The 15,167-nt window shown below is 63.3% G+C and carries 13 protein-coding genes and 1 tRNA gene; 11 read left to right on the top strand and 3 right to left on the bottom strand.

Features of this window, described 5'->3' with window-relative positions:
- Nucleotides 1-191 precede the first annotated feature (191 nt).
- Nucleotides 192-266 (bottom strand) — tRNA-Gly (locus JVX98_RS23310).
- Between the two features lie 251 nt (nucleotides 267-517).
- Between JVX98_RS23310 and JVX98_RS23305 the strand changes: the two genes are divergently transcribed.
- The 4 genes from JVX98_RS23305 (at nucleotide 518) to JVX98_RS23290 (ending at nucleotide 3,134) form a co-directional block, all read left to right on the top strand.
- A complete protein-coding gene (locus tag JVX98_RS23305; RefSeq protein ID WP_082006222.1) occupies nucleotides 518-1,027 on the top strand; it encodes a prolyl-tRNA synthetase associated domain-containing protein in 510 nt (169 codons plus the stop codon).
- Nucleotides 1,028-1,085: 58 nt separating this feature from the next.
- Nucleotides 1,086-2,060 carry a thioredoxin gene (trxA, locus tag JVX98_RS23300; protein ID WP_192451012.1) on the top strand — a complete coding sequence of 325 codons (975 nt, stop codon included), beginning with the start codon at nucleotides 1,086-1,088 and terminating at the stop codon, nucleotides 2,058-2,060.
- Nucleotides 2,061-2,254: 194 nt separating this feature from the next.
- Nucleotides 2,255-2,935, top strand: a complete 681-nt coding sequence (locus tag JVX98_RS23295) for an LON peptidase substrate-binding domain-containing protein (protein ID WP_034802753.1) — start codon at nucleotides 2,255-2,257, stop codon at nucleotides 2,933-2,935.
- A 10-nt stretch (nucleotides 2,936-2,945) separates the two neighbouring features.
- The gene (locus JVX98_RS23290) at nucleotides 2,946-3,134 is read left to right on the top strand and encodes a Trm112 family protein (protein ID WP_192451013.1); all 189 of its coding nucleotides are present in this window, start codon (nucleotides 2,946-2,948) and stop codon (nucleotides 3,132-3,134) included.
- 135 nt (nucleotides 3,135-3,269) lie between these two features.
- Here the strand turns inward: JVX98_RS23290 and JVX98_RS23285 are convergent, their stop codons facing one another.
- Nucleotides 3,270-4,484: a ubiquinone biosynthesis hydroxylase gene (locus tag JVX98_RS23285; protein WP_192451014.1), complete on the bottom strand. Its 1,215-nt coding sequence runs from the start codon at nucleotides 4,482-4,484 to the stop codon at nucleotides 3,270-3,272.
- A gap of 84 nt (nucleotides 4,485-4,568) precedes the next feature.
- Here JVX98_RS23285 and tesB point away from each other — a divergent pair, with 84 nt between their 5' ends.
- The 7 genes from tesB (at nucleotide 4,569) to JVX98_RS23250 (ending at nucleotide 14,670) form a co-directional block, all read left to right on the top strand.
- The gene (gene tesB / locus JVX98_RS23280; RefSeq protein WP_043624878.1) at nucleotides 4,569-5,453 is read left to right on the top strand and encodes an acyl-CoA thioesterase II; all 885 of its coding nucleotides are present in this window, start codon (nucleotides 4,569-4,571) and stop codon (nucleotides 5,451-5,453) included.
- Nucleotides 5,454-5,688: 235 nt separating this feature from the next.
- Complete coding sequence (locus JVX98_RS23275) at nucleotides 5,689-6,027, top strand: P-II family nitrogen regulator (RefSeq protein WP_192451015.1); 339 nt, start codon at nucleotides 5,689-5,691, stop codon at nucleotides 6,025-6,027.
- A 27-nt stretch (nucleotides 6,028-6,054) separates the two neighbouring features.
- Entirely contained in the window at nucleotides 6,055-7,410 is a 1,356-nt protein-coding gene (locus JVX98_RS23270; RefSeq protein ID WP_205237541.1) for an ammonium transporter, read from the top strand.
- Between the two features lie 235 nt (nucleotides 7,411-7,645).
- Nucleotides 7,646-10,303, top strand: a complete 2,658-nt coding sequence (locus JVX98_RS23265) for a DNA translocase FtsK (RefSeq protein ID WP_205237540.1) — start codon at nucleotides 7,646-7,648, stop codon at nucleotides 10,301-10,303.
- Between the two features lie 206 nt (nucleotides 10,304-10,509).
- Nucleotides 10,510-11,172 carry an outer membrane lipoprotein carrier protein LolA gene (locus tag JVX98_RS23260; protein WP_205237539.1) on the top strand — a complete coding sequence of 221 codons (663 nt, stop codon included), beginning with the start codon at nucleotides 10,510-10,512 and terminating at the stop codon, nucleotides 11,170-11,172.
- Between the two features lie 187 nt (nucleotides 11,173-11,359).
- Complete coding sequence (locus JVX98_RS23255; RefSeq protein WP_205237538.1) at nucleotides 11,360-12,166, top strand: exodeoxyribonuclease III; 807 nt, start codon at nucleotides 11,360-11,362, stop codon at nucleotides 12,164-12,166.
- Nucleotides 12,167-12,486: 320 nt separating this feature from the next.
- The gene (locus JVX98_RS23250; protein ID WP_205237537.1) at nucleotides 12,487-14,670 is read left to right on the top strand and encodes a TonB-dependent siderophore receptor; all 2,184 of its coding nucleotides are present in this window, start codon (nucleotides 12,487-12,489) and stop codon (nucleotides 14,668-14,670) included.
- A gap of 19 nt (nucleotides 14,671-14,689) precedes the next feature.
- On the opposite strand, the gene JVX98_RS23245 is transcribed toward JVX98_RS23250, so the two are convergent.
- Nucleotides 14,690-15,145 (bottom strand): cyclic nucleotide-binding domain-containing protein, encoded by a 456-nt coding sequence (locus JVX98_RS23245; RefSeq protein WP_043625643.1) that lies wholly within the window; start codon nucleotides 15,143-15,145, stop codon nucleotides 14,690-14,692.
- Nucleotides 15,146-15,167 lie beyond the last annotated feature (22 nt).

The raw sequence follows: 15,167 nt of genomic DNA, 5'->3' as shown, positions 1-15,167 counted from the left end.
AGGGCGAAGGAAACACCAAAACGGGTAAATTCGCAACCCAAGCCGAAGATACAGAGGACGATTGCCAGGCGGCAAACACGTAACCCGATGGTAACCGCGGCCTTCCGACATCCTTCTGCGTCCGTCGATTTCAACCGCGCCGGAAAACACAAAAGCCTCGGTAAACCGAGGCTTTGAACGTTTTGGAAAACTGGAGCGGGTGAGGCGATTCGAACGCCCGACCCCAACCTTGGCAAGGTTGTGCTCTACCCCTGAGCTACACCCGCTCATCATCCAAGGTCCGGGGGTAGTCGGTGGACCGTGGCGTCGGCGCTGTCTTGCGGCGACGGGCGGTATATGGCCTAAGCGATTTTGGAATGCAACAGGGAAATGACGAGAAATCGAATATTTTTTGGGAGACCCCCCGCAAAGCCCGGAAATGCCGCGTTTTTGGCTGGCCTCGCCGCCTGTGAGATTGCGTCCTGACGGGCTTCTCCCCTAAAGCTGAGACGAAACGAGTGCCCAAGGGATGAGAATCATGCGTGAATCACAGCCGAAAACCGCCGAAGACCTCTTCAATTTTCTCGATGGACTTGGAATCGAGCATAAGACGAAGACCCACGCGCCGGTTTTCACCGTGGCTGAATCGGTGGCGCTTCGCGACGAGATGCCCGGCGGCCACACGAAGAACCTCTTCGTGAAGGACAAGAAGGACAACTATTTCCTGCTGACCGTCGAGGAGCACGCGACGGTGGACCTGAAGACCGTGCACCAGGTGATCGGCGCGGCCAGCAAGGTGTCCTTCGGCAAGCCGGAGAAGCTGATGGAATATCTCGGCGTCATTCCGGGTGCGGTGACCGCCTTCGGCGCGATCAACGACACCGGGGGCAACGTCAAGGTCATCCTCGACGAGGCGCTGATGACGTTCGATATCGTCAACTGCCACCCGCTTTCCAATGACGCGACGACCGCGATCGCTTCGAAGGATCTTCTGCGCTTCATGGAAGCGACCGGACACGAACCGCTTGTCTTGAAAGTCACGGCCTGACATACGATCTTTGGCGCGAATGCAGTAAGCTGGCGGACGAGCCGGCGAGGAGAGAAGAATGACGGGCAGCGACAATCCCTATGCAGGGTCTTTCGGCACTCAGATGACGGCCTCGGCCTCCTTCGGCCAGCCGGCGCCGGCGGCCGCGTCGAGCGGCGACCTGATCAAGGAAACCACCACTGCCAACTTCACCAAGGACGTGCTCGAAGCCTCCAGGCAGCAGCCGGTTCTCGTCGATTTCTGGGCGCCCTGGTGCGGTCCCTGCAAGCAGCTGACCCCCGTCATCGAAAAGGTGGTCACGGAAGCCGCAGGCCGCGTCAAGCTCGTCAAGATGAACATCGACGATCATCCTTCGATCGCCGGCCAGCTCGGCATCCAGTCGATCCCCGCCGTCATCGCCTTCGTCGGCGGCCGCCCGGTCGACGGCTTCATGGGCGCAGTACCGGAAAGCCAGATCAAGCAGTTCATCGAAAAGATCGCCGGCCCCGCCGTTGACGACAGCAAGGCCGAGATCGAAGCGGTTCTCGCCGACGCCAAGGCGCTGATCGATGCCGGCGATGCCGAGAACGCCGCCGGCCTCTATGGCGCCGTGCTGCAGGCCGATCCCGAAAACGTCGTCGCGATCGCCGGCATGGTCGATTGCATGATCGCGCTCGGGCAGCTCGCCGAGGCCCGCGAGGCGCTGTCCAGCCTGCCGGAAGATCTTGCCAAGGACGCCGGCATTGCCGCCCTCGGCAAGAAGCTCGACCAGATCGAGGAAGCCCGCAAGCTCGGCGATCCCAACGAGTTCGAACGGCGCCTCGCCGCAAACCCCGATGATCACGAGGCGCGCGTGCTGCTCGCCAAGATCCGCAACGTCGAGGGCGACCGGATGGCTGCGGCCGACCATCTGCTCACGATCATGAAGCGCGACCGGGCTTACGACGACGACGGCGCGCGTCGCGAGCTGCTTTCCTTCTTCGAAGTCTGGGGCCCGAAGGATCCGGCAACGATCGCTGCCCGGCGCAAGCTCTCGTCGATCCTGTTCTCCTGAACCGGCAGGCATGTTTTTTTTGAAAGGGGCGCGTCGGCGCCCCTTTTCGTAAGCGGATCCGATCACGATCCATCTTCACCTGTGAAGATCGACAGGCTCCTCCCTTGAGATTTTCAAGCAGCGCACCATCTTTTGATCTGGTTGACCGCGCTTCCTTGGCGGGGCAAAGCGAATACCGGCAGGGTCTATCGGAAATGCACGTCGGAAATGCACGCTATCTCGGTCCGAAGGACTTGCCGGAGATCATTCCGGTGTTTCCGTTGACCGGTGCCTTGCTGCTTCCCGGCGCCCAGCTTCCCCTCAACATCTTCGAGCCGCGCTATCTCGCCATGCTCGACGACGCGCTTTCCGGCAACCGGCTGATCGGCATCGTGCAACCGTCCTTCTGTGAAGGTCGCAACGACACCGCCACCGGCCCGATGCAGGCGCTCTGCGAGGTTGGCTGCATCGGCCGCATCACTTCCTTTGCCGAGACCGGCGACGGCCGCTACATCACCTCGCTCACGGGCGTGTGCCGCTACCGGCTGTTTTCGGAAGTCGGCGGCACCCGCGGCTACCGCCGCTTCCGCATCGGCCCCTTTGCCGCCGATCTCGAAAATCGCGACGACGAGACCCTCGTCGATCGAGCGGCGCTGCTGGCCGCCTTCAAGGCCTATCTCGAAGCCAACAAGCTGAAAGCCGACTGGGAAAGCGTCGAGCGCGCGAGCAACCGCACGCTGGTCAACTCCATGGCGATGATGTCGCCCTATGGCCCGGCGGAGAAACAGGCGCTGCTCGAGGCCCCCGATCTCAAGACCCGTGCCGAAACCCTGATCGCCATCACCGAGATCGTGCTCGCGCGCGACTTCGGCGATATGGACAGCATTTTGCAGTGAGCGACGGACAATGGATATCAATGCCAGCAAGGTCGACCCGAAACTGCTCGAACTGCTCGTCTGCCCGCTGACCAAGGGCCGTCTCAGCTATCATGCGGAAGCCGGCGAGCTCATCTCGGAAAAGGCCCGCCTCGCCTATCCGATCCGCGACGGCGTGCCGATCATGCTGATCTCGGAAGCCCGCAAGATCGAGGATTGAGGGCCGAGTCGGCCCCTCGAACGTCACGTTTTCAGCTGCCCCTCATCCGGCCTGCCGGCCACTCCCCGCTTGCAGGGAGAGGGCCAGTCCTCAGGTTAAACCCGAGGACAGGGTCAAACTCCAAACCACACGAGCCTAGATCGGCTGGCCGGACAGCAGCCGCGGATCCGCGTCTCCGGCAATGCCGGCCGCCTGGCGGATAAAGAAGCTTTTCAGCGAAGGCATGCGATCGACGAGGCCAAGGCCGAAATCGCGGGCGATCCTGACCGGAGTGATGTCGTTGGAAAACAGCCGGTTGAGCACGTCGGTCGTCACACCCATGCGGAACGTGTCGAAGCGCCGCCAGCTCTGGTAGCGCTCAAGCACCGCAAGCGAGCCGATGTCGAGCCCGAGACGATCCGCCTCGACGATGGTCTCGGCCAACGCTGCCACATCCTTGAAGCCGAGATTGAGCCCCTGCCCCGAGATCGGGTGGATGCCATGGGCCGCGTCGCCGGCAAGTGCGAAGCGCGGCTTGACGAAATCACGGGCAAGCGTCAGCCCGAGCGGGAATGCCCGCCTGCCGCCGACCACCTTCAGGTGGCCGAGCTTGTGGCCGAAGCGGCGCTCCAGTTCTTCCTCGAACAGGAAATCGTCGCCCTTGACCAGGCGTTCGGCATCCTCGGTGCGCTCGGTCCAGACGAGCGACGAGCGGTTGTTCTTGAGCGGCAGGGTCGCAAACGGCCCGGCCGGCAGAAAATGCTCCTCCGCCGTGCCCTCGTGCGGCCGCTCGTGCTCGACGGTCGTGACGATGCCGGACTGGCCATAATCGAACTCGACGGTCTTGATGCCTGCGGCATCGCGCAGCTTCGAGCGCACGCCGTCGCAAGCGACCAGAAGACGGGCCTGCAGCTCTTCCCCTCCGGCAAGCGTCACGGCCACCGCATGGTCGCCGCTCTTGAAGCTCTCGACCATGGTCGACTGGCGATTGACGACGCCGAGCGCCTCGCAGGCGCGGCGCAGTGCGCCGACCATCGCCGTGTTCGGCACCATATGGGCGAAGGGACGACCCTCGCCGCCGTCGCCGTCGAAGGTCAGGAACACGGGGCGCACCGGATCGGCCGCCTTCGAATCGGTGATCACCATGCGGCGGATCGGCTCGGCCTCCGGCGCGATCTCATCCCAGACGCCGAGCACGTCGAGCATGCGCTCGGCCGCGGACGCAACGGCGGAAGCGCGCTGGTCCTTTTTCCAGGCATCTTCCGGCGCGCCGTCGATCACCATCACGTCGAGATGCGGCGCCGCCTTCTTCAAGGACACCGCGAGCGAAAGGCCGACATAGCCGCCACCGGCAATCAAGACATCGAGCATCGGCTTTCTCCGTCGCACTTGAGCATCGTTTTATGTCTATATAGATCAATGCCATCGACGTTCCTACCATCGGAGAAAGCCGAAATGTCGCGCCCCACCGAGACCGCCACCCCCATGGATGCGCTGCTGGCCATTCTCGATCTCGAAAAACTCGAGGAAAATCTGTTCCGGGGCTTGAGCCCACAGGTCGGCTGGCAGCGGGTCTTCGGCGGCCAGGTGATCGGCCAGGCGCTGGTTGCCGCCCAGCGCACCGTGGATGCGGACCGCTTCGTCCACTCGCTGCACGCCTATTTCATGCGGCCAGGCGACCCGTCGGTGCCGATCATCTACGAGGTCGACCGCATCCGCGACGGTACGAGCTTCGCCACCCGCCGGGTCGTCGCCATCCAGCATGGCAAGGCGATCTTCTCGATGTCCGCCTCCTTCCAGTATGACGAGGACGGTTTCGACCACCAGATCGACATGCCTGATCTCGCAATGCCCGAGACGCTGCCGGGCGAGCAGGAGCTGAAGGAAAAGTTCCTCGTGCATGCGCCCGAAGCGATCCGTCGCTACTGGGAACGGCCACGGCCGATCGAGATCCGCCCGGCTTCGTTTCACCATTATTTCACCCGCGACGACGGCAAACCGATCCAGGATGTCTGGGTCAAGGCGGTGGGCACCGTTCCGGACGAGCGCCATATCCAGGCGGCGATCCTTGCCTATCTCTCCGACATGACGCTGCTCGACACCTCGCTCTACGCGCACGGCACGTCGGTCTTCGACCGCAACCTGCAGGTCGCAAGCCTCGACCATGCCATGTGGTTCCACCGCCCCTGCAAGATGGACGACTGGCTGCTCTATACCCAGGACAGTCCGAGTGCACATGGTGCCCGCGGGATGACCAGAGGCAGCCTTTTTACGCGTTCCGGCGTACTGATCGCCTCCGTCGCCCAGGAAGGGCTGATCCGGAAAAAGGCATCTGAATAGGAAATAAGCAGAAGTTTCATTCTGCCTATTTTTTAATCTTCTAAAGTGCCGATTTTTTGATGCGCCGCAGCATTCGTGCTGCGGATTTCTTTTTTTCTATTTTTTTTCATACACTTAAGACAGCTATCCGAATCTGGCACGCCCCTTGAATGTCATGGTTCGGTTGCACGGCGCTTGGGGCGCTCCGCAGCAAGGAGAGACGGCCTCCGCCGGAGGCGAACAAGGATGAAACCAGATGAAAATTGTGATGGCCATTATCAAGCCGTTCAAGCTCGATGAGGTTCGCGAAGCCCTCACTGCTGTCGGCATCCAGGGCCTGACCGTGACCGAAGTCAAAGGCTACGGCCGCCAGAAGGGACATACCGAAATCTACCGCGGCACCGAATATGCCGTGAGCTTCCTGCCGAAACTGAAGGTCGAGATCGCCGTCCCTTCGGAGCTCGTCGACAAGGCCGTTGAAGCGATCGCCGTAGCCGCCAAGACCGGCCAGATCGGCGACGGCAAGATCTTCGTCTACGCCATTGACCATGCCGTGCGCATCCGCACCGGCGAAACCGATTCAGAAGCGTTGTAAATCACGCCGTTCAGGGAGCACTTCTCGATGTCATCCAGCAAACTTACCACCTCTCTTGGACGCCTCGGCGCACTCGGCGCCGTCTTGCTTGCGCCGGCCATCGCCTTCGCGCAGGAAGCAGCTCCGGCTGCAGCCGCCGCAGCGCCGGTCCCGGACAAGGCCGATACCGCCTTCATGTTCTTCTCGACGCTTCTCGTCTTCTTCATGCTGATCCCCGGCCTCGCACTCTTCTACGGCGGCCTCGTGCGCGCCAAGAACATGCTGTCGGTGCTGATGCAGTGCACCGTGATCGGCGCGGCGATGATGATCGTCTGGGTCGTCTACGGCTACTCCTTCGCCTTCGGCGGCTCGACCAGCCCCTATTTCGGCGGCTTCGCCAAGATGTTCCTTGCCGGCGTCACCGGTGAGAGCACGGCGGCAACCTTCTCGGAAGGCGTCGTCATTCCGGAATACATCTTCATGCTGTTCCAGATGACCTTCGCGGCGTTGACGCCGGCGCTCATCGTCGGCGCGTTTGCCGAACGCATCAAGTTCTCGGCCGCAGTGCTCTTCTCCATCCTCTGGGCCACCTTCGTCTACTTCCCGATCGCCCACATGGTCTGGGACAGCAACGGCCTGCTCTTCGGCATGGGCGCGCTCGACTTTGCCGGCGGCACCGTCGTTCACATCAATGCCGGCGTTGCGGGCCTGATCGGCGCGATCATGGTCGGCAAGCGCACCGGCTACGGCCGTGACATGATGGCACCGCACTCGATGACGCTGACGCTGGTCGGTGCTGCCATGCTCTGGTTCGGCTGGTTCGGCTTCAACGCCGGCTCCAACCTCGAGGCCTCGGGCGGCGCGGTTCTCGCAACCGTCAACACCTTCCTTGCAACCGCAGCCGCAGTCCTCTCCTGGTCAGTGGTCGAAACCATCACCCGCGGCAAGGCCTCCATGCTGGGTGCAGCCTCGGGCATGATCGCCGGCCTCGTCGCCATCACGCCGGCCGCCGGCATTGCCGGCCCGATGGGCGCGATCGTCATGGGCGTGCTCGTCTCGCCGCTTTGCTACTTCTTCGTCTCGGTCGTGAAGAACAAGTTCCACTACGACGACACCGCGGACGTCTTCGGCGTCCACGGCGTCGGCGGCTTCTTCGGTGCGCTTGCGACCGGCATCTTCGCCTCCTCGTCGCTCGGCGGCATCGGTTATGCCGACGGCGTCACCATGGGTGGCCAGTTCATGACCCAGCTGACCGCGGTTGCCATCACCATCGTCTGGTGCGGCGTCGTCTCGGTCATCCTCTACAAGCTGGTGGACTCGATCGTCGGCCTGCGCGTCTCCGTCGAAGCCGAACGCGAGGGCCTCGACCTCTCGTCGCACGGCGAAGCCGCCTACCACAGCTAAGCGGATCGCGGCGCCGGCAGTCCGGCGCCGTTTACAGTCCCGTCGCGATCCGCCCCACGCGGATCGCTCTTGGCCCGGATCGGAAGCTCCGGGCCTTTTTCGTGCCGATCGGTCCGGCTGCGACTGCTATTTTAGCGCCAACTACGCATGGTTAATGTCGCATTAACCGTACACCGCTTAGGTTGATTCCATGGCGCGCAATGCGCCGTGAAGATCGAGACGGGCAGCAGGCAACATGAGCAGAAGCAATCCGGCAGCGCTTGACAGCCGTTCCAACCGGTTCGTGCTAACCACCTTCGTTTGGCGACAGATCGCGTCGCTGGCGGGCTTTGCGCTGTTCGGCGCATTGGCGCTGGCCGTCGCTGCGCTCTCAACGTGGAATGTCGCCGATCCAAGCTTCTCCTACGCCACGTCACAAGCGCCGACCAACGTGCTCGGTTACACCGGCGCTGCCTTTGCCGACATCTTCATGCAGTTCTTCGGGCTGGCCAGCGTCGTCGCCCTCCTGCCGGCCGTCGCCTGGGCCCTGGTGCTGATCGGCGGCAAGCGTTTCGACAAGGTCTTCAAGCGCCTCGGTCTCTGGTTCGTCGGTTCCGTGCTTGCCGGCGCAGCACTCAGCTGTGTTCCCGCCCCCATCACCTGGCCGCTGCCCAACGGTCTCGGCGGCGTCTTCGGCGACATGATCCTGCGTTTCCCGGCGCTCTTTACCGGCGCCTTCCCGACCGGCACGCTTGCGACCATTCTTGCCTGTATCTTCGCCGTCCCCGCCGCCTGGTGCCTGGTCTATAGCGCCGGCCTGATCGGCGTCAGCGACGAGGAGGAGGAAGAGGAAATCGCCGAGCCGACGCCGAGCAAGGCGCGCACCGTGCGCGACGAACTGGACGAGGACGACAGCGAAGGCCCCTTCACCCTGCTGATGGGCTCCTTTGCCCATATGCGCTACACCATGCACGCGCGCATGCGCCGCATCTTCGGCATGAGCGGCACCCGCGCCACGCCCAAGCGCCAGTACGACGAGCCCTATGATTTCAACAACGACGAGTTCGGCACGCTGAACGAGCCCGCCCGGCCGAAGCCGATGGCCGCCGGCGACCGCATCGAGCCCTCGCTCGACCGCTCCGAGCGCCGCATCCTCACCCCGCCGCCGATCATGGCCGACGACGAGGATGACGACATGCCCTTCGACATCGACGAGCGCCGCCCCGCCGGCATTCTGCCCGACGACGAAGACTACGATCCGGCTGCCGACTGGGCGCCGAAGGCGGCGCCGCCGAAGCAGGGCCTGCCCAACGGCGGCTCGCGCGTCGTCACGCCGGGTCCCCGCCCGAAGACCGGCCAGCGGATCGAACGCGAAGCCCAGCGCTCCTTCGTCGAAGACAACGACGGCGACTTCACACTGCCGCCGATGCATTTCCTCGCCGAGCCGAAGAATGTCAGCCGCGACGCCTCGCTCTCGCCCGATGCGCTGGAGCAGAACGCCCGCATGCTCGAAGGCGTGCTCGAAGACTTCGGCGTCAAGGGCGAGATCATCCACGTTCGCCCCGGCCCGGTCGTTACACTCTACGAACTGGAACCGGCGCCCGGCATCAAGTCCTCCCGCGTCATTGGCCTTGCCGACGATATCGCCCGCTCGATGAGCGCGATCGCGGCCCGCGTCGCCGTCGTTCCCGGCCGCAATGCCATCGGCATCGAACTGCCGAACCAGAGGCGCGAAACCGTCTATCTGCGCGAACTCATCGGCTCGCGCGACTTCGAAACCTCCAAGGCCCGCCTTGCCATGGCGCTCGGCAAGACGATCGGCGGCGAGCCCGTCGTTGCCGATCTCGCCAAGATGCCGCATCTGCTCGTCGCCGGTACCACCGGCTCCGGCAAATCGGTCGCGATCAACACCATGATCCTGTCGCTGCTCTATCGGCTGAGCCCCGATCAGTGCCGCCTGATCATGATCGACCCGAAGATGCTCGAACTCTCCGTTTATGACGGCATCCCGCACCTGCTTTCGCCTGTCGTGACCGACCCCAAGAAGGCGGTCGTCGCACTGAAGTGGACGGTGCGCGAGATGGAAGAGCGCTACAAGAAGATGTCGAAGATCGGCGTGCGCAACATCGACGGCTTCAACAGCCGCGTCGAGCAGGCGCTTGCCAAGGGCGAGCAAATCACCCGCACAGTGCAGACCGGCTTCGACCGCCAGACCGGCGAAGCCATGTACGAGACGGAAGAATTCGATCTGGCGCCGATGCCCTACATCGTCGTCATCATCGACGAAATGGCCGACCTGATGATGGTCGCCGGCAAGGACATCGAAGGCGCCGTGCAGCGGCTCGCGCAGATGGCCCGCGCCGCCGGCATCCACGTCATCATGGCGACCCAGCGCCCCTCGGTCGACGTCATCACCGGCACGATCAAGGCGAACTTCCCGACGCGCATCTCGTTCCAGGTGACCTCGAAGATCGACAGCCGTACCATCCTTGGTGAACAGGGCGCCGAACAGCTGCTCGGCATGGGCGACATGCTCTACATGGCCGGTGGCGGCCGCATCCAGCGCGTCCACGGCCCCTTCGTCTCCGACACCGAGGTCGAAGAGGTCGTCGCCTATCTGAAGACGCAAGGCGTACCGCAATATCTCGATGCCATCACCGAGGATGACGACGAGGATGGCGAGGGCGGCGGCCCCGCCGGCACCTCCAATCTCGCCGATTCCGACGATCCCTACGACCAGGCGGTCGCCGTCGTTCTGCGCGACGGCAAGGCCTCCACGTCCTACGTGCAGCGTCGCCTCGGGATCGGTTACAATCGTGCCGCATCGCTGATCGAGCGCATGGAGCAGGAAGGCATCATCGGCCCGGCGAACCACGCCGGCAAGCGCGAGATCCTCGTTCCGACCGAAGAGTAAGCCAGCGGACGGCAAGGCGATTCCAGCAGATTCGCGTCAAGCGAAGGCATTGAAAGAAAAGACGCCCGGCGGACGCGGGCAAAGGCCCCGCATAAACGGCCAAACCGGTAACAGTCATGTGAGAGCGCGAGCGAAAAAGCTCGAAAATGGCGCCTTGAAGGCGCCGCACTTGCGCTCCAGATGATTCGTAAATGAAGGAGACCGAGATGACAGAGACTAAGACTGGCGAGCGCAACCACCCGGTGATGTCGCGCCGCCTCTTCGTGTGCGGGCTTGCGGCACTTGGCGGCATCGGCGGCACCGGTCTTAACCTCGGCCCGGCCTTCGCGCAGGCCCCGAGCGCTGCCCAGAAGATCGCCGACCATTTCTCCTCGGTGAAGACCATGGCCGGCGAATTCGTGCAGTTCGGCCCGCGCGGCGAGCAGACCGGCGGCAAGTTCTATATCCGCCGTCCCGGCCGCATCCGCTTCAATTACGAGGCCCCCTCGCCGATGCGCGTCATCGCCGACGGCAAGTCCGTCGTCATCGGCAACATGAAGCTCAAGACCTGGGACATCTATCCGCTGTCGAAGACACCGCTCAATCTGCTGCTGAGCGAGCGGATCGACCTGACCGGCAAGATGGTGCGTGGCGTCAAGGAAGAGTCCGATCTCATCACCATCGTGCTCGGCGACCGCTCGATCTTCGGCGATTCGACCATCACCATGATGTTCGACCCGAAGACCTACGACCTGCGCCAGTGGACAATCACCGACGCCCAGAAGAAGGACACCTCGGTGATGATCTTCAACGTCCAGACCGGCATGGCGCTGGACGACAAGGTCTTCCAGATCCCCTATGACGAGGTTCGCAACAAGAAGGGCGGCTGAGCAATCTCAATCGCTGGATTTGTCGACACGAGGCCGCCCTCCATTGGTGCGGCCTTTTTTCATGCCTTGCCTCCCCTCCATTCCTTGTCCCGGCGCGCCGGACCTGCTTAAAGCTCGGGTCAAACATCCATCCCGAGCCGGCCTTCCCTTCGCAAGCGTCCGGCCTCAGCCGATCAGGGAATGACGCATGGCCCTTTCCGTCGCCACTTGGAACATCAACTCCGTTCGCCTGCGCATGCCGCTGGTCGAGCATCTCTTGAAGACCTGGCAGCCCGATATCCTCTGCCTGCAGGAAACCAAGTGCCCGAACGACCAGTTTCCCTCCAAGCCCTTGAAGGCGCTCGGCTACAATCATATCGAGATGCACGGCCAGAAGGGCTATCACGGCGTGGCGACGATCTCGCGCCTGCCGCTGCATGAGCTTAGCGACCGGCGCGACTATTGCGGCGTCGGCGACGCCCGCCACCTCTCGGTCGTCTTCGAGGCGGGCGGCAAGAAGATCCGGCTGCATAATTTCTACGTGCCGGCCGGCGGCGACGAGCCGGATCGCAGCATCAACCCGAAATTCGGTCACAAGCTCGATTTCGTCGAGGAGATGAAACTGCTGCACGCGGAAGCCGAAGCCGGCATTTCCTCGATCCTCGTCGGCGACCTCAACATCGCGCCGCTGGAACACGACGTCTGGTCGCACAAGCAGCTCCTGAAGATCGTCAGCCATACGCCGATCGAGACCGAAGGTCTGACCATGGTCATGAACGGCGGCGGCTGGGTCGACCTGATGCGCCAGCACGCGCCATCCCCGACCAAGCTCTACACCTGGTGGAGCTACCGGGCGAAAGACTGGGAGGCCGCCGACCGTGGCCGCCGGCTCGACCATATCTGGTCGTCCGCCGACCTCGCGCCGGCGCTTAAGAACGTCGACATCCTGCGGGAAGCGCGCGGCTGGGAGCGCCCCTCCGACCACGTGCCCGTCATCGCGCACTTCGACATCTAGGACATGATTTTCCGGGCGGCGGTACGCGCCTCCGGCGCCTACCGCTCCATCAAGAAAAACATGACTAGAATAATCATATTTTTCTTGATGCGCATTTCCAAACGGACTATCCCTCTTGTCGGGCGGCGGGGACACCGCCTCCGATGGCCGCTCGGCTGTCGTTTTCACGAGATCACAATGATTGCGGGTCGGTTCGGCCCACAATCATGGCCGTGATCGATTCTCAAAAATGAGAGCGGGATGTCGTCCCGCTCGGATATTCGGGTGCTTTTCTCTGGCTTTTGCCGGAAGGTTTTCGTGCGCCCGCAAGAGGGCCAGACATGTCGAAGACGTTGCCGATCACGTTCCTGCGCGCCTCGCGCCGCACGCTCTCCGCAACCACAGTTCTGACCGCGAGCGCTGTCGCCATGATCCTTTCGCCGGCAGCGACCCGTGCGCAATCGGCCGAAAACCAGAAGACCACCCGCTTGGAAAAGATCGAAGCGACGGCTGGCAAGGCGGCTGCGACGATCGCCGAGGACAATGACACGATCGTGCCGACACGCAACGTCTCGGCGCTGAAGACCGACACGCCGCTGATCGAAACGCCCCGTTCCGTCTCGGTCGTCACGCGCAAGGAGCTTGAAGAGCGCGGCGTGCAGGACATGATCCAGGCAACGCGCTATGCCGCCGGCGTTACCACCGGCGCTTTCGGCTTCGATCCGCGATTCGACCAGATCTATATCCGCGGTTTCGAGACGACGACGACCGGCGATTTCCGTGACGGCCTGCGCCAGCCCTACATGAACTACGGCACCTTCCCGACGGAGGTTTATGGCCTCGAGCGGATCGAGATCCTGAAAGGTCCGGTCTCGGTCATGTATGGTGCTGCCGGCGTCGGCGGTATCGTCAACCGCATCTCGAAGATGCCCGAAGAGGAGACCCACCGCGAGGTCGAGTTGCAATACGGCACGATCGGCCGCGCCCAGGCCGCCTTCGATGTCGGTGGGCCGATAACGGCCGACGGCGACGTCCTCTACCGCATCGTCGGGCTTCTACGAAACGGCGAGACCAACTACGACGTTGCCGACGACCGTTACCTGCTGCAGCCCTCCGTCACCTGGAAGCCGGACGAAGGCACGTCGCTGACGATTTACGGCCTCGGGCAGAAAGGCGAAAGCGACGCCAGCCCGCGCGTACTCGAGCATGACGGCCGATTGCTGCGCTACAGCGACCCGGACTACGACTACCAGAAGGTCGGCCAGGTCCAGGCCGGTTACAAGTTCGAGCACGAATTCGACAACGGCCTGACCTTTCGCCAGCACGGGCGCGTCAGCGATCTGGATTTGAAGGCCCGTTACCTGCAATTCGGGACAGAGGTGGCGCCCGGCGTGTTCGACCGCTCGCCCGTCGCCATCAAGGACGACCAGCGCGCCTACCAGATCGACAACCAGCTCGAAGCCGCCTTCGACACCGGTGCGGTCTCGCACACACTGCTGACCGGCCTCGACTACACCTGGATCACCTCCGACTTCGGCCTCGGCTTCGGCGCCGTCGATCCGGCCTATCGCTTCGACCTCAACAACCCGACCTTCGGCGTCGGCGGTCCGACGCCAGCGCTGACCAGCTTCAGCGGGCGGGATCTGCGTCAGACCGGCATCTATGTCCAGGATCAGCTGGAGTTCGGCAACTGGCGCGCCGTCGGCGGTCTTCGCTACGACTGGGTCGACCAGACCAGCACCGACAAGAACACCGGCGTCGTCGATCGCAAGGACGATGGCGAACTCACCGGACAGGCGGGCCTGCTCTACCTCTTCGACAACGGCATTGCGCCCTATGCCAGCTACAGCACCTCCTTCGTGCCGCGTACCGAGCTTTCAGCCGATGGCCGCGTGCTCGATCCGACGACCGGCGAGCAGGTCGAACTGGCCGTGAAGTACCAGCCGGAAGGCGAAGCCTATTCTCTGAGCGCGGCCTATTACCGGATCGTCGAAAGCGGCGCGCCGCAATATGTGTCCGACCCGTCCCTTCCCGTCGGCTACTACTACAAGTCGGCCGGCGAGGTGACGACCAACGGTTTCGAGGTGGAAGGACGCCGGGAGTTCGACAACGGCCTGAGCTTTATCGCCGCCTATAACTATAACGACGCCGAAATCACCGGAAACGTCGATCCGTCGCTGATCGGCAACGTGCCGTCGACGAAGCCGCGCCACGTCGCATCGCTGTGGGTGAACTATCTCCTGCCCGAAGACACGCAGCTTGCGGGCCTGAGCCTCGGCGGCGGCGTGCGGCTGGCGTCAAGCTCCTACACATCCGATGCCAACACCGCCGAGAACGGTGGCGCCGTCTATTTCGACGCCTCGATCGCCTATGACTTCGGCGTCAAGAACCCCGAACTCGACGGATTGTCGCTCGCCGTCAGCGCCACCAATCTCGGCGACCGCCGCGAAGGGGTCTGCACCGATGGCTATTGCTATTTCGGCCAGGGCCGCACGGTGCTCGGTTCGCTGAAGTATCGGTGGTAACGGGGAACCGTAACGCGGTTCAGGCAAAACGGCCGGCGAGCGCGCCGGCCCGGCGGATCATCGCCTGCAGGTTTTCGCGGATGCGCGCTTCGACGAGCTCGGCCACTTCAGGATATTCCTCGAGCATGCGGCGGAAGAGCGGCCGATTGATGCGAATGACTTCGCTGTCTTCCTCGGCCGTCGCCGTGAACTTGCGCTCGACCATCGAGATCAGCGCCAGCTCCGACAGAAGCGCCCCGCGGCTGACCGTCGAGACCGCCGTCTCGGCTCCGTCGACACCGACCTTCGACAGGGACAGGCTGCCGCTGGCGATCGCATAGGCACAATCGGCCGGCGCGCCCTCTCGAAACAGCTCCTGTCCCTTGAAGATGCGGCGCCGTTCCGCGCCGAAGGCGATCAGCCTCAGCTTGTCCTCGCTGATATCGGCAAACAGCGGCACGTTGGACAGAAGCACGATATCGTCGTTGAGCGCCAAGCGGCTAACCTCCCACGGTCAC

Origin of the sequence: Ensifer sp. PDNC004 (genome assembly GCF_016919405.1) — a bacterium.
Lineage (GTDB): Bacteria > Pseudomonadota > Alphaproteobacteria > Rhizobiales > Rhizobiaceae > Ensifer.
The sequence above is the reverse complement of the archived record's forward strand: the minus strand, read 5'-3'. Positions and strand labels throughout refer to the sequence as shown.

Coding starts and splice junctions, on each gene's coding strand:
- JVX98_RS23305 (WP_082006222.1), top strand. CDS start 518: ATGCGTGAATCACAGCCGAAAACCGCCGAAGACCTCTTCAATTTTCTC.
- trxA (WP_192451012.1), top strand. CDS start 1,086: ATGACGGGCAGCGACAATCCCTATGCAGGGTCTTTCGGCACTCAGATG.
- JVX98_RS23295 (WP_034802753.1), top strand. CDS start 2,255: ATGCACGTCGGAAATGCACGCTATCTCGGTCCGAAGGACTTGCCGGAG.
- JVX98_RS23290 (WP_192451013.1), top strand. CDS start 2,946: ATGGATATCAATGCCAGCAAGGTCGACCCGAAACTGCTCGAACTGCTC.
- JVX98_RS23285 (WP_192451014.1), bottom strand. CDS start 4,484: ATGCTCGATGTCTTGATTGCCGGTGGCGGCTATGTCGGCCTTTCGCTC.
- tesB (WP_043624878.1), top strand. CDS start 4,569: ATGTCGCGCCCCACCGAGACCGCCACCCCCATGGATGCGCTGCTGGCC.
- JVX98_RS23275 (WP_192451015.1), top strand. CDS start 5,689: ATGAAAATTGTGATGGCCATTATCAAGCCGTTCAAGCTCGATGAGGTT.
- JVX98_RS23270 (WP_205237541.1), top strand. CDS start 6,055: ATGTCATCCAGCAAACTTACCACCTCTCTTGGACGCCTCGGCGCACTC.
- JVX98_RS23265 (WP_205237540.1), top strand. CDS start 7,646: ATGAGCAGAAGCAATCCGGCAGCGCTTGACAGCCGTTCCAACCGGTTC.
- JVX98_RS23260 (WP_205237539.1), top strand. CDS start 10,510: ATGACAGAGACTAAGACTGGCGAGCGCAACCACCCGGTGATGTCGCGC.
- JVX98_RS23255 (WP_205237538.1), top strand. CDS start 11,360: ATGGCCCTTTCCGTCGCCACTTGGAACATCAACTCCGTTCGCCTGCGC.
- JVX98_RS23250 (WP_205237537.1), top strand. CDS start 12,487: ATGTCGAAGACGTTGCCGATCACGTTCCTGCGCGCCTCGCGCCGCACG.